This is a genomic window from Halomonas sp. AOP5-B2-8 (assembly GCF_052376475.1).
Taxonomy (GTDB): domain Bacteria; phylum Pseudomonadota; class Gammaproteobacteria; order Pseudomonadales; family Halomonadaceae; genus Vreelandella; species Vreelandella casei.
The window spans coordinates 405,576-419,636 of the sequence record NZ_JBQSVS010000003.1; the positions used below are offsets into that span (position 1 = coordinate 405,576).

Genomic DNA, 14,061 nt, shown 5'->3' on the forward strand with positions numbered 1-14,061 from the left:
TATCTAGGCCAGTGCTTGAATACGATCAGGACGGAAACCCGACCAGTGATCTTCACCTACAACGACGACAGGAAGCTGGCGATAGCCAAGCGCTTCGACTTCTTCTTGTGCACCAGACTCCGCCGTAATATCGATAACCTTATACTCAAGGCCCTGCTTATCAAGCGCACGATAGGTAGCCGTACATTGCACACACGCAGGCTTGCTATAAATCTGAATTTCCATGGATATTCCCCTGTTCAAAGCGGCATTTTTAGGATAGAGCACATGTAGCGCCTCTCCCCTCTCAAAGGCACCATAGATACTATATATAGACTACTTAAAAATCAATTCAAGCACATGTGGTATTTTTCTTTTTAGTTGTATTGACAATTCAGCGCTAACTCTGCGCCCCATAACGAAAAAACCGCCCACTAAAAAGTGGACGGTTTTTCACAGCTTTACGAGCAAACGTTGCTAGTAAATCACTGCCGTATTAGCTAATCGCTGCTTGGTAGCGACGCTCAACATCTTCCCAATTCACAACGTTAAAAAACGCGGCAATGTAGTCAGGACGCTTATTTTGGTATTTCAGATAATAGGCGTGTTCCCAAACATCCAGACCGAGCAGCGGCGTATTGCCGTGCATCAGCGGACTATCCTGATTCAACGTGTTTTCCACTACCAGCTTCTTCTCGGGCGTCAGAGACAGCCACGCCCAGCCGCTGCCAAAACGACCAACCGCCGCTTTCTTGAACTCTTCCTGGAAAGCTTCTAAGCCACCCAGTTCAGCGTCGATTGCTTTAGCAACATCACCCTGCGGCTTACCACCAGCGTTGGTCGACAGCATCTGCCAAAACATAGAATGGTTGGCATGGCCGCCGCCATTGTTGATAACCGCTTGGCGCTTGGCTTCTGGAACGCGATCCAGGCTAGCAACCAGTTCTTCAACGGGAACATCTTCAAGACCTGTGCCTTCTAGCGCGGCATTCAGGTTAGTGATGTAGGTCTGATGGTGACGAGAGTGATGAATTTCCATCGTCATCGCATCGATGTTTGGCTCGAGAGCGTCATATGCGTACGGCAGTTCGGGTAATGTATGTGCCATATCATCATCTCCTTGAGTGGCTTTCGTTGCTTACACTACTGATATGCGGTCAGCCCGCAGATTTTCAACCACCGAAGTGGTTTTCTTACTCTTTATCTTAGCACCTACAGCTTACTCTCAAGCTCAGGCAGGATCTCAAACAGATCACCGACCAGGCCGTAATCGGCCACTTGGAAGATCGGCGCTTCGTCATCTTTGTTGATCGCAACGATCACCTTGGAGTCTTTCATACCCGCCAGGTGCTGAATCGCGCCAGAAATACCCACCGCAATGTACAAGTCCGGTGCGACGATCTTGCCCGTTTGACCGACCTGCATGTCATTGGGCACAAAGCCTGCGTCTACCGCTGCACGTGACGCGCCAATCGCCGCGCCTAGTTTGTCGGCAATGCCGTCGAGTAGCTTGAAGTTCTCGCCATTACCCATGCCGCGACCGCCAGAGATCACCACCTTGGCGCCGCCTAGCTCGGGGCGGTCTGACTGGGCCAGCGCTTCTTTTACAAAGCGGGACTGGCTGTTTTCAACCACCGTATCGACCGCTTCCACAGAGGCGTTGTTACCTTCGCTCACGGCATCAAAGCCGGTGGTGCGTACAGTGATTACTTTCAGCGCATCGTCACTTTTCACCGTGGCAATCGCATTGCCAGCATAAATTGGGCGCTTGAAGGTGTCAGCGCTTTCGACGGCAATAATGTCAGAAAGCTGGCTAACATCTTTTAACGCGGCTAGGCGGGGCAGCACATTTTTGCCGGTAGTGGAGGCGCTGGCGAGAACGTGGGTGTAATCACCGGCCAGCTCAACCAGCAGCGCGCCCATGGGCTCGGCTAGCTGATGGGCGTAGACCGCGTGGTCGGCCACGCGCACCTTGCTCACGCCATCCAGTTTAGCGGCAGCCTCAGCGGCGGCTTGAACGCCTTCACCGGCAACGAGAACCTCAATATCGCCGCCGATGGCTTTAGCGGCCGCTACCACGTGAGCGGTGGCCCCGGCCAACTGGCCTTCGTGAAGGTCGGCAAGTACCAAAATGCTCATAGAATCAGCTCCTTTCAAAGCGTTTATTTAAAGTACGGGGGTCAATAACCGACCTTAAAGAACTTTGGCTTCGTTTTTCAGTTTGTCGACCAGCTCGTCTACCGAGGCAACTTTGACACCGCCCTTACGCTCAGCGGGCGACTCTACTTTGAGCAGGCTGACCTTGGAGGCCACCTCAATGCCATAGTCGGCGGGGGCTTTAACACCCAGCGGCTTTTTCTTGGCCTTCATGATGTCGGGCAGCTTGGCGTAGCGGGGCTCGTTGAGACGCAGGTCGCTGGTGACGATGGCAGGTAGCGTCAGGGCGATGGTTTGCAGACCGCCGTCGACTTCACGGGTGACGCTAACGCTGTCGCCGTCGACCGCCACTTCAGAGGCAAACGTGCCTTGAGGCAAGCCAGTCAGCGCGGCGAGCATTTGGCCGGTTTGGTTATTGTCGGTATCAATCGCCTGCTTGCCGAGAATCACCAGGCCGGGTTGCTCTTCTTCGACCACCTTGGCCAGCAGTTTGGCGACCGCCAGCGATTCCGCACGCTCATTAGTTTCAATATGAATAGCGCGATCGGCGCCCAGCGCCAGCGCAGTACGCAGCTGCTCTTGGGCAGCTTTGGGACCAACGGAGACAGCGATCACTTCCGTGGCCACGCCCTTCTCTTTTAGACGCACCGCCTCTTCCACGGCAATTTCGCAGAAGGGGTTCATGGCCATTTTGACATTCGTCAGATCAACGTCCGAATGATCCGCTTTAACGCGAATTTTAACGTTATAGTCGATGACGCGTTTAACCGCGACGAGTACTTTCATAGATTCCTCGCTTGTCTTGTCATAAAAGCCGTTAATCAGAGACAGCACCCGCCAAGCAGGCACCTCCTATCAAATACTAACGTGCTATCTAATACCGCCTTGTTAGCAAATACCGCCTTGAAACACTTAACCTAGGCGCCGCTAGGCGCTAATAGCCGAGCCACGCCCTAAAATTCATGTGCGCGTTTGATTGTCACACCGTTGAAAAACGCTACCAATTTGCCACAGCCTAGCGGCTAGCAACAATAGCCGCTGGTTCAGACCTGGATATTAGGGCTGCAAAACAACGCGTCACAACGTTGAGAAAAGCTGCTTTAGCCATCGTAGGCGTGACGTGACACAGGTATTATGCCTATGATGAGCAACAACCAGAAGCAAACGACCGTTTTAAATTAAGGCCAGCCTTTTATGCACCAGCTCTCTTGTCAGCTAGTTTCAGTAATCGGCGGCACTTAACGAGAATAAGGAGAAACCGGGTGGAAACTGTTGAACGCGATGTAATGGACTTCGATGTCGTCATTGTCGGCGCCGGCCCGTCCGGACTTGCCGCTGCTTGCCGCCTGATGCAACAGGCCAACGATGCAGAGCAAGAGTTCACGGTCTGCGTGGTGGAAAAGGGTTCCGAAGTTGGCGCGCATATTCTGTCAGGCGCGGTGTTTGAACCCCGCGCACTAATGGAACTATTCCCGGACTGGAAAGAGCGTGGCGCACCACTGACGACCCCGGCGATTCGCGACGATGTTTTCTTACTGAAAGACGCCGAAAAAGCACAGAAAGTGCCTAATGCGCTCGTGCCTAAGAGCATGCATAACACCAGCAGCGAGCAGCCACGCTACGTTATTAGCGCGGGCAATCTATGCCGCTGGCTGGGCGAGCAGGCCGAATCGTTGGGCGCTGAAATATTCCCAGGTTTCGCTGCTCAAGAGGTTATTGTTGAAGATGGCGCCGTGCGCGGCATCCTTATTGGTGATATGGGCGTCAGCGCCGACGGCACGCCCAAAGATGGCCATATGCCCGGCATGGAACTGCGCGCCAAATACACGCTGTTTGCAGAAGGCGCGCGCGGCCACCTAGGCAAACGTTTAATCAAAGACTTCTCGTTAGATGCAGGACGTGACCCTCAGCATTACGGCATTGGCTTAAAAGAGCTATGGGACGTGCCTGCTGATAAGCATGAACCCGGGCTAGTAGTACACGGTTCAGGCTGGCCGCTAGATAAGAGCACCCACGGCGGCTGGTTTCTCTATCACGCGGAAAACCAGCAGGTCGTGGTGGGCTTGATAATGGATTTAGGCTATCAGAATCCATGGCTGTCGCCGTTTGATGAGTTTCAGCGCATGAAACACCACCCGGTGCTTAGCCAGTATTTAGAAGGCGGCAAGCGGGTTGCTTACGGTGCCAGAGCCATCACCAAAGGGGGGCTAAATAGCCTACCTAAAATGACCTTTCCAGGCGGCCTGCTCATCGGCTGTGATGCGGGCACCCTCAGTTTTTCTAAAATTAAGGGCCTGCATACCGCCATGAAGTCCGGCCTGGTGGCGGCAGAGAGCGTATTTGAAGCAATCAAAGGTGGTGATGAAGGCGCGCAGGAATTAACCAGCTTTACTCAGAAATGGGAAGCCAGCTGGGCCTATCAAGAGCTGAAGGAAAGCGCCAGCTTCGGCCCTGCGATCCACAAATACGGCACCGTGGGCGGTGGCGCGTATAATTTTGCGCATCAGCTGCTGGGCAATAAGCTGCCTAACGTGCACGATACCACCACTGACTATGGGGCTTTAAAACCTGCGGCTGAGTTTGAAAAGATCAACTATCCCAAGCCGGACGGTAAGCTTTCATTCGACAAGCCTTCCTCTGTGTTTCTGTCGAACACCAACCATGAAGAAGACCAGCCGTGTCATTTGCACCTGGATGACCCGGAGCTACCGATCCGCGACAACTTACCAAAGTACGCTGAACCGGCACAGCGCTACTGTCCGGCCGGTGTCTATGAAGTGGTTGAGGATAGCGCTGGACAGCCACGTTTTCAGATTAACTTTCAGAACTGCGTGCACTGCAAAACCTGCGATATTAAAGACCCTGCGCAAAATATCACCTGGGTGGCACCAGAAGGCGGCGGTGGGCCTAACTACCCCAATATGTAATCCATACCATCAGCCGGGTTACGGCTAGCGCATAGCCGTAACCCGCTGAGCATGCGTGCTGTCTCGCCACGCTATCACAGCACGGATTGTTGCGGCGTTTCCAGCAGTTCAATGGGCGCACGACGTGCAATAAGCCGCCGCCGTCCGGCCTGATCAAAGCGCACATCAATGACCGGATCACTGGTATTTCCCTCTACTGCCGCGATCTCGCCCTCCCCAAACACCGCATGCAAAAGCCGCTGACCGGGATAAAAATGCGTGCCTGCAACATACGCTGCTTTAGCCTCTTCAACCTGCGCCGCGGCAAGCACAATATCGTCACGACCTAAGCGCATTAAATAGCGCTCAACCAATCCAACCGAAGTCACCTGCAACGAAGTCGCTGGCGCACTGCTGCTCGCCAAGCAAGACGCCACGCGCATACTGTCCTGCCAAGCGCTTTCAGCAATAAAGCGACTAGGACGATGGGCGCCACCATCATGAAGTACTAACAGTTGCTCTTGAGCCCGCGTAATCGCCACGTAGAAAAGCCGCCGCTCCTCCTCTAAGCGCTCGTCGCTGAGTGGATTATCGCGACTGTAGTGGGGAAAATCTTCCTCATTGACACCGGCCACAGCAACCAGTGGCCATTCCAGCCCTTTGGCGCCATGTACGGTACTAATAAGCACGCCACCCGCCTGATTCTCTACCGGGCGTTCTAGCAGCTCGATAAAGGCATCGGGATCTTGGACGCTCTGCGCCTGCTCAATCAGCACGTCAAGAAGCCGAACGTCCTCTTCGCCCTTGTCGCGACGCGCGGCGGCCCTCTTGAGCGTTTTTTCCGCGTCAATGCTGTCGACGACATGCCTTAACAGCTTTGCTGGCGGCCAAGCACCCAGTTGAGGCAACTCACACAGCAGCACCCAGCGTTTTTTTAACGTGCGGCGCTGGATTGGCTTCAACTCTGTCAGCATCGGCTCATGCCGCTCTGGCCACTGCTGAGTAGCGGCCAGCTGTTGGGCTAGGCGCTGCAGCCGCTCACGGGCAACAAACGGGGTCGGCTGGGAAAGCAGTAACAAGAGCTGCTGTGGGTCACGCAGAAGACCGGGACGGCGTGATAGCTTTAAATAGCCCGCCAGCGCCTGCACCAGCGGCAGACGAAAGACAAATCGATCCTCTCGCTGAAGGCGAAACGGAATCCCGGCCTGTAACAACGCCAGTTGAAACGGCACCGACAACGCCCAGCTGCGCACCAGCAAACTGGTTTCATTAAGCGCCCGCCCCTGGGCCTGCCAGTCCATCAACGCATCAAGTAGCAAGCGGCTACCTTGACCTACTAGCAGCCGGGTCTCTGGATTATTGGGTGCGGCGAGGCACAGCTGGTTAGGGCGACGCTGATTAGTGGCGATAGCATGATTAGCGGCCAGCGCCAGGGCATGGCCGTGGCGAAAGGTAGTCGAGAGCGGATAGTCGGTAGCATCGCCAAAAGTGGCGGTAAAATTCTCTAGCATGGTATCGGGCTTGGCACCGCGCCACTGATAGATACACTGATTGGCATCCCCGACGGCCATCACGCTGGCGTGAGTACCAACGAGCACGGATAAAAGACGCTGCTGCGCGGCGTTAATGTCCTGATATTCATCAATAATGACGTGATCGAGAAACCCTTCAACGCGATCCCGTAGCGCGCTATCCGCCTCTAAAGCCTGCAGTGGTCGATAAAGCAAGTCGGCATACGTCATTACAGCTTCTGACTCTAATAGCCGCTCTGCTTCGACAAAAGCGGCCGGAAAATAGTCGGTATCGGCATCCAAATTAAGCCGCTCGTAAAGCGCCTCGGGCGTTATCATTTCCGCTTTCACTAAGCCACAAAAGTGCGCCAGGGTTTCAAGCCGGTCGCCTTCCAGGGCAGCATCACGGCGCTCGACGGCATCACGCAGCACATTAAGGCTCGCTTGACGAAGTAGCCTTTCTAACTGCCAATCGGCAGATAACAAATGACGTGAGGCTAGCGCACCCCAGCGACATAGGCTTTGCGTTAAGCGGTGACCCAGCGAATGGAAGGTTCGAACATCAGGCAGCATTTGCCCGGCGGGCGCCATCGACGCTAAACGACGTTGAAAATCATCTTTCGCAGAGCGGTTAAACATTAGCACCAAAATACGCTTGGACGGCACACCGCTGGCCAATAAATACAGCACTCGGGCAGCCATAGTTGTGGTCTTGCCTGCCCCCGCCACGGCCGCTACCCGCGCGTGCCCAGTACTATGATTAACAACGGCTTGCTGTTCAGCGGTTAACTTCACGGCGCCTCGCCTGTTGAATCATCGTCCAGCTGGCCCAGCGCAAACCAGCCCCCGGCGCTGACTAAGCCAATCTCGGTCACGCCATTGCCAACATCGCGGGCCTCTGCGGCCTCAACCAACTGATAGTAGACGTTGCGATGCAGCCGTGCGGCTAGCCCAAAACGTACCGGCAGCTGCGGCACCCGCTCACCCTGGGAGTTTAAAGTAACGCTAAGCGGATGGTCGGCATCTAAGCGAACGACGTCATCAAACTGGGTGGTGAACCACCAGGCATCGTCATGAAAGTCAGCTTCAACGGCGACCAGCGGAAGATCTTCAACCTGGACGCGCCAGCGCTCAACTGGCGTCACTAAGCAGTAGCCATCGGCATTTTGGCGCAGCAACGTTGCTAGCAAACGGGCCACCTTGGTGCGGGCAAACGGCCGCCCCTCGTGCCACCAGGTGCCATCAGCATGAATACTTAGATTCATGTCACCGCAAAGCGCTGGATGCCACTCATCTAAAGGAGGGATAGCGCTGGCATTTTCTTCTGCTGAATCGCGCTGCTGTATCAATCGATCAATATTCATTACCCACCTCGTTTAATCATGCCGATGGCTCTAACGGGCTACACAAGCCCCGATTTTGCCAGCGCCTCTTTAACATGTGCGGGAGTATCAGGTGCGGCCGCACGAAAAAGTTGATAAAAATTCGCGGTGGTTTGCATCGCGACTTCATCAACGCTGATGCCCCGTTCTTGAGCAATGCACTCGGCGACGGCCACTACCCAGGCAGGCTGGTTGGGCTTGCCACGATGAGGCACTGGCGCCAGATAAGGGCTATCGGTTTCAATAAGCAAGCGATCCAACGGCAGCTGGCGGGCCAGCTCTCGCAGCGCCGCTGCATTACCGAAAGTAATAATACCCGAGAGGGAAATATAAAAGCCTAGCCGCACCGCTTCACGCGCCATCGCTAAGTCCTCAGTGAAGCAGTGTAATACACCGCCCACTTGAGGGTCGCTATACTCTCGCAGCAGGGCCAGGGTTTCCTCTTTGGCTTCTCGCGTGTGAATAATCACCGGCAGGGCAAGCTCTCGCGCGGCAATCAAATGACGCTTGAAGCGCTCATGCTGAATTTCAACCGCAACGCTATCGCGGTAGTGATAATCCAGGCCCGTTTCACCGATGGCTACCGCGCCGTATTGCTCAGCGGCGTCTTTAATATCCTCAACGCTGGGCTCCCTTTCGGGCGTATGCAGCGGGTGCAGGCCAGCCGAAATCGCTACATCTTGATGATCACGCGCTATCGCCGCTAGCGCGGGCATATCATCTAAGTTGACCGCAACGGCCAGGAACTGACTAACGTGGGCAGCGCGCGCAGCCGCCAAGGTGGCGGCGAGATCGCCTCCATGGGTCTGGTCGGATAAACGATCTAGATGACAGTGGGAATCGACAAACATGCGGGTCTCGGCAGCGAAGGAAAAGAAGCTAAACAGTGTTATTCAGAGCTGTGTTATTCAGAGAAGTATTATTCAGAGCGTGAACGAGGGCGCGACGCTATCTAACTGGCCGGCAAGCAGCGTTTCAATCCGTTCACGTACGGATGAAGCGTGCGGGCTAAAGTGCACGCCAATACCAGCAATACGTTGCCCGCTAACGCCTTCAGGTGATACCCATGCAACCTGGCCAGTCACCGAGCGACGCTGGCTTTCGCCCGGCAGCGTGAGTAATAAAAAAACCTGCTGGCCCATCGTGTAAGGCGTTAGCGTGGGAATAAAGATGCCGCCGCGGTTCAGAAAAGGCATGTATGCAGAGAGCAGCGTTGCTACATCGGGGACGTTGAGTGATAGCGCTTTCTGAGCTGTCATAGCGACCTCGTTGCACGGCGAGCGATAAGAGCGTTAACGCAGCTATGAGCGTAGCAGCGCCGCCCAGCGCACTAGCCATGCTTCTAGCACTAGCTGGGGATTGGGGTTGGCCCCCACCGACAATAGCCGCCGCTGCTCACGGGCGTAGTCCAGCAAGCGAAACCAGTCTTGCACGCGACCATTTTTAACCGCTTGACGATAGAGAGGCTCAAGATCAGGGTTGTGCAGTACCGCTGCGTCACCGGATAAACCTAAGCGAATCAAGTCTTCAAGCCATGCAATACCGTACCACAAGATGGCATCAATCGCCTGGCGATCCAAACGCGCGGCTTCTGAAACGGGCTCGGCGCCGCGCACTAACTGCTCAAAACTGTCGTGAATTTTATGGCGCAGGGCGCGCTCTTCCGGCGCCGCCAGCTCAACGGCAAGTAGCGGCAGACCGCCCGCCACTTGCCACCAAAAGTAGGCTTCATCAGCGCTGCTCAGCTGCTCAATTAGCCATCCACGGCACGCTTCAAAGGCAACGGTGGGTAACGACCACTGTTGGCAACGAGAGCGAATGGTAGGCAGCATGCGCGAAGGCACGTCTGACAGCAGGATAAACAGCGTCTTTTCACCGGGCTCTTCAAGGCTTTTAAGCAGCGCATTGGCGGCAGCGATATTCATTGCCTCCGCAGGAGAAATAACGATGACCCGGTAGCCACCCTGCTGAGCCGTTTGCGAGACAAAGCGGTTAACCTCGCGAATGGGATCAATACGAATCTGGCGTTTGCCCTCTTCCGGCGAGACGCGCAGCAGGTCCGGATGATACCCGGATGCCAGCATGGAACAGCTATGGCAGTGCCCACAGGCAAGATCTGCAGGGCCTGCACATAGCGTTCGGGCGATCAACGCTTCGGCAAGCTGCTGCTTGCCAACGCCATGGGCACCGTTAATGAGGAGCGCATGGGGCATTCGTCCTCCGTCAGCCAAGCGGATTAACTGCTGCCAGGTGGCTTGATGCCACGGCATAACGCCGGTTAATACCATTCAGCAATCCGCCCCATCAGGGCTTGACGAATTTGTGCTTGAACATTTTCTAGTGTGTGCTGGGCATCAATCACGGCAAAACGCTCGGGCGCCTGCTCGGCACGCGCTAAGTAGGCACTCCGCACGGCCTGGAAGAAATTGACGTGTTCTTGCTCAAAACGATCCCGCTGCTCTGAGCGGTCACGTAGTCGTGACTCTAGGCGTTGCTTCGCAGCTGCCTCAGGCATATCGAGCAGCAGCGTTAAATCGGGCGCAAGCCCCTGCTGAACGAACGCTTCCAATACGGCGATGCGCTCTACGGGGATGCCACGACCACCACCCTGGTAAGCAAAAGTAGCATCGGTAAAACGGTCGCACACCACCCAGGCGCCCCGGGCCAGCGCAGGAAGGATTTTTTCCGCCAGATGCTGTGCTCGGGCAGCAAACATCAACAGCAGCTCAGCGTCGACATGCAGCGGCTCTAGAGGAGCGGGGTCCAGCAGCAATGCGCGCATAGCTTCGCCGCGCTCGGTGCCACCCGGCTCGCGGGTACGCACCACCTCCAGGCCCTGGGTTTCCAAACACTCGGCGACGAAGCCTACATTAGTGGATTTTCCCACGCCCTCACCGCCTTCCAGCGTAATGAAGCGTCCACGCTTGGTCATCGTGCTTCCTTACTGTGGTGATGAATCGTCAGTGATCAATCATTGGCGAAAGATCCCGACGATTATCGATTACGAATATAGCGATTGACGGCATTATTATGCTCACGCAGCGTACGCGAGAACTGGTGAGTACCATCCCCACGGGAAACGAAGTAAAGCGTTTCACCCGGTAACGGATTCACCGCGGCCTCTAACGACGCGCGCCCCGGCATGGCAATGGGCGTGGGCGGCATGCCGTCAATCACATAGGTATTGTAAGGCGTTGCCTCACGCAGGTCAGCACGGGTAATCCGCCCGTCATAACGCTCGCCCATACCGTAAATAACCGTTGGGTCTGTTTGTAAACGCATGCCTTGCTCCATGCGCCGTTTAAACACACCGGCAATCTCATTGCGCTCCTGCGGCGCACCGGTCTCACGCTCAATTAACGAGGCCATAATGAGCGCTTGGTAAGCAGACTCAATCGTTAAGTCATCGCCGCGCTCTTCCCAAACTTCGTCAAGAATACGCTCCATGCGCGCTAGGGATTGCCGCAAAACATCCACATCGCTCATGCCTAGGTGATAGCGATAGGTATCGGGGAAAAACCAACCTTCCGGAAATACGTCTTCGCGGCCAAGCAGCGTCATGACCTCGGCATCGCTCATATCTGCTGTACGGTGTGCAAGCTTCGGTGCTGCATTCAGCAGCTCGCGCATTTGCCGAAACGACCAGCCCTCAGGAATAGTCAGCGAGTAGGTCACGACTTTGTCACTGCCCAGCAGCGCCATCATTTCCAGCCCGCTCATTTCAGGCAATAGCTGATACTCGCCGGTACGTAAACGCGGCACACGCTCTGGCTCAACCTTCGCCAGCAGCTGGAATGCCCAGGCATCGTCTACTACGCCTTGCGCCTCTAGCTGCGCAACCACCTGATTGAACCCGGCACCGGAAGGAACCTGGTAGAGCATGGGTGCATCCAGGGCGAGCGGTGCATTTAACCGACTCTGCCAATAAAAATAGCCGCCCACCACACTTGTAGCCCCAACGACCACTAGTACTAACAAAGCGGTTAATAACCGTTTCACCATGACACCTCGTTGAAAATTGCGGGGCGATACCTAATAGGATTCTGGCGCATAGCCTAATAGCTGGTGCGCCAAATGCTGCAGAGAATCCGCTTTACATGCAGGCCAGCGCTTTAGCACCGACCCGTCGGCTGCCAGTAGCGTGGTAACGGGCCACATGCCCTGAACAGAGTTCGCCACCCAGCATTGCTCCACCGCCGGCAATTGACTAAGCCGCAGCGTTGCTTGCTTTACAGCCCCTTGATCCATTAATGCAGCACTCAGGGTTCCCGCAACACCGCACTGGTCAGTCAGCGGTGTAAACACCTCCCCCGCCTGCTGCCAGAACACGTTCATGCTGGTGGCCTCCACGACAGCATCATCGCTATCGACGAGCAGGCCTTCAGCAATACCGGCATCGGTCCACTCTTGGCGAGCCAGCACATTTTCTAAACGATTAAGATGCTTTATACCCGCCAGTCGCGGCTGACGACTTAGGCGAAGGTCACAAAGCCGTACCGTGACCCCCGAACGCCAGCGCTCAGCCGACGGCTGAAATGGCGTTCGTCGGCTGAGCAAACGCGGCGCTACTGTGTCCGGCTGGGCATAGCCCCGGCCACCGCTGCCACGAGTAAGGATGATTTTCAGCACTTCCAGTGTGGCCGTAGGCGCGCCCTGCCATGTCGCGTCAAGCGACGCTGAGCAAGGCACGTTGATCCCCAGCCGCTGGCAGCCTTGCCTCAGGCGCGCCATGTGGTAATCCCACAAGACAGGCTTGCCCGCGCGCAACAGCACGGTTTCAAACACACCGTCACCGTATGCGAGCCCACGGTCATCGAAGGGCACTTGACCCTCAAACGCAGGCTCATCAGCTGACAGTGGGGGCGGTATCATCGCTAACTAAACTTTCTTAAATAGCAGCGAGCCGTTAGTGCCACCAAAGCCAAACGAGTTGGAAAGCGTCATATCAATACGCATGTCACGGGCGGTATGTGGCACGTAATCCAGATTGCAGCCTTCCTGCGTGTTATCCAAATTAATCGTTGGCGGTGCCACCTGGTCACGGATAGCGAGGATACAAAATACCGCTTCTACCGCACCAGCCGCACCCAGCAAATGCCCAACCATTGATTTGGTCGAGCTGACGGCCACGCTATTAGCGGCATCACCCAAAACGCTTTCAATAGCACGACTCTCGGCCAAATCCCCTGCGGCCGTCGACGTTCCATGAGCATTGATATAATGCAGTTTGGACACATCTATTTGGGCATCTTTAATTGCATTACGCATAGAGAGCGCCGCGCCGCGACCATCTTCGGGTGGCGAGGTCATATGGTACGCATCGTCACTCATGCCGAATCCCACTAGCTCAGCATACATGTGCGCGCCACGGGCTTTGGCATGTTCATACTCTTCAAGTACCAGTACACCGGCACCGTCAGACAATACAAAGCCATCACGATCCTTATCCCACGGACGGCTAGCAGCCTGCGGGTCATCGTTGCGCGTGGAAAGCGCGCGCGCGGCAGAAAACCCACCCAGACCAAGCGGCGTGGTGGCCATTTCTGCACCGCCACAGACCATTACGTCAGCATCGCCATAGGCAATCGTACGCGCGCTGTAACCAATATTATGCGTGCCCGACGTGCAGGCCGTCGTAATCGCAATATTGGGCCCTCTAAAACCATGCTGAATCGCCATGTTGCCGGAAATCATATTGATGATAGAGCCTGGCACAAAGAACGGTGACACCTTACGAGCGCCGCCTTTATTCAACGCGTTGTGGTTATGCTCAATCATTGGCAAACCACCAATGCCTGAGCCAATAGCCACACCGATGCGATCGGCATTTTCTTCGCTGCACTCGATACCCGAGTCTTCAACTGCCTGGGCACCCGCTGCCATGCCGTATTGGATAAATAGATCCATTTTACGGGCGTCTTTAGGGCTCAGATACGGACTAATATCAAAGTTTTTAATAGAACCACCAAAGCGCGTGTTAAATCCGCTGGTGTCGAAATGTTCAATCGGTGTAATGCCACTTTTGCCTGCAACAATGTTAGCCCACGACTCATCAACACTATTACCCACCGGAGTCACCAGGCCTAGCCCAGTTACCACTACCCTTTTCCGTGCCATCTGCTTTCC

Annotated in this window: 14 protein-coding genes; 1 reads left to right on the forward strand and 13 read right to left on the reverse strand. The window is 55.3% G+C overall.

Annotation, left to right across the window (positions count from 1 at the left end; translation table 11 throughout):
• Positions 1–3 precede the first annotated feature (3 nt).
• The 4 genes from nrdH to ACT3RP_RS09455 all read right to left on the reverse strand — a co-directional run bounded on the left by nrdH (position 4) and on the right by ACT3RP_RS09455 (position 2,922).
• A complete protein-coding gene (gene nrdH / locus ACT3RP_RS09440; RefSeq protein ID WP_096280553.1) occupies positions 4–225 on the reverse strand; it encodes a glutaredoxin-like protein NrdH in 222 nt (73 codons plus the stop codon).
• Between the two features lie 250 nt (positions 226–475).
• Positions 476–1,087, reverse strand: coding sequence for a superoxide dismutase (locus ACT3RP_RS09445; RefSeq protein ID WP_483393695.1), 612 nt, complete (start codon positions 1,085–1,087; stop codon positions 476–478).
• A 104-nt stretch (positions 1,088–1,191) separates the two neighbouring features.
• Positions 1,192–2,118, reverse strand: a complete 927-nt coding sequence (locus tag ACT3RP_RS09450; protein ID WP_483393696.1) for an electron transfer flavoprotein subunit alpha/FixB family protein — start codon at positions 2,116–2,118, stop codon at positions 1,192–1,194.
• A gap of 54 nt (positions 2,119–2,172) precedes the next feature.
• Positions 2,173–2,922, reverse strand: coding sequence for an electron transfer flavoprotein subunit beta/FixA family protein (locus ACT3RP_RS09455; RefSeq protein WP_441672583.1), 750 nt, complete (start codon positions 2,920–2,922; stop codon positions 2,173–2,175).
• A 476-nt stretch (positions 2,923–3,398) separates the two neighbouring features.
• Here ACT3RP_RS09455 and ACT3RP_RS09460 point away from each other — a divergent pair, with 476 nt between their 5' ends.
• A complete protein-coding gene (locus ACT3RP_RS09460) occupies positions 3,399–5,063 on the forward strand; it encodes an electron transfer flavoprotein-ubiquinone oxidoreductase (protein ID WP_441672820.1) in 1,665 nt (554 codons plus the stop codon).
• Between the two features lie 74 nt (positions 5,064–5,137).
• On the opposite strand, the gene ACT3RP_RS09465 is transcribed toward ACT3RP_RS09460, so the two are convergent.
• The 9 genes from ACT3RP_RS09465 to fabF form a co-directional block, all read right to left on the reverse strand.
• Positions 5,138–7,348, reverse strand: a complete 2,211-nt coding sequence (locus ACT3RP_RS09465) for an ATP-dependent helicase (protein ID WP_483393697.1) — start codon at positions 7,346–7,348, stop codon at positions 5,138–5,140.
• The gene (locus ACT3RP_RS09470; protein ID WP_483393698.1) at positions 7,345–7,917 is read right to left on the reverse strand and encodes a DUF1285 domain-containing protein; all 573 of its coding nucleotides are present in this window, start codon (positions 7,915–7,917) and stop codon (positions 7,345–7,347) included. The genes ACT3RP_RS09465 and ACT3RP_RS09470 overlap by 4 nt, the downstream gene beginning before the upstream one ends.
• A 38-nt stretch (positions 7,918–7,955) precedes the next feature.
• Positions 7,956–8,786, reverse strand: coding sequence for a TatD family hydrolase (locus ACT3RP_RS09475; RefSeq protein WP_444671766.1), 831 nt, complete (start codon positions 8,784–8,786; stop codon positions 7,956–7,958).
• 72 nt (positions 8,787–8,858) lie between these two features.
• Positions 8,859–9,194 (reverse strand): PilZ domain-containing protein, encoded by a 336-nt coding sequence (locus ACT3RP_RS09480; protein WP_193062629.1) that lies wholly within the window; start codon positions 9,192–9,194, stop codon positions 8,859–8,861.
• Between the two features lie 42 nt (positions 9,195–9,236).
• Positions 9,237–10,223, reverse strand: a complete 987-nt coding sequence (locus tag ACT3RP_RS09485) for a DNA polymerase III subunit delta' (RefSeq protein ID WP_193062628.1) — start codon at positions 10,221–10,223, stop codon at positions 9,237–9,239.
• The gene (gene tmk, locus ACT3RP_RS09490; protein WP_193062626.1) at positions 10,214–10,867 is read right to left on the reverse strand and encodes a dTMP kinase; all 654 of its coding nucleotides are present in this window, start codon (positions 10,865–10,867) and stop codon (positions 10,214–10,216) included. Before tmk ends, ACT3RP_RS09485 begins: the two co-directional genes overlap by 10 nt.
• Before the next feature lie 62 nt (positions 10,868–10,929).
• Positions 10,930–11,937 carry an endolytic transglycosylase MltG gene (gene mltG / locus ACT3RP_RS09495; RefSeq protein WP_193062625.1) on the reverse strand — a complete coding sequence of 336 codons (1,008 nt, stop codon included), beginning with the start codon at positions 11,935–11,937 and terminating at the stop codon, positions 10,930–10,932.
• A gap of 30 nt (positions 11,938–11,967) precedes the next feature.
• The gene (gene pabC / locus ACT3RP_RS09500) at positions 11,968–12,807 is read right to left on the reverse strand and encodes an aminodeoxychorismate lyase (RefSeq protein ID WP_444671765.1); all 840 of its coding nucleotides are present in this window, start codon (positions 12,805–12,807) and stop codon (positions 11,968–11,970) included.
• A gap of 6 nt (positions 12,808–12,813) precedes the next feature.
• Positions 12,814–14,052 (reverse strand): beta-ketoacyl-ACP synthase II, encoded by a 1,239-nt coding sequence (gene fabF / locus ACT3RP_RS09505; protein WP_441684121.1) that lies wholly within the window; start codon positions 14,050–14,052, stop codon positions 12,814–12,816.
• Between the last annotated feature and the right edge of the window lie 9 nt (positions 14,053–14,061).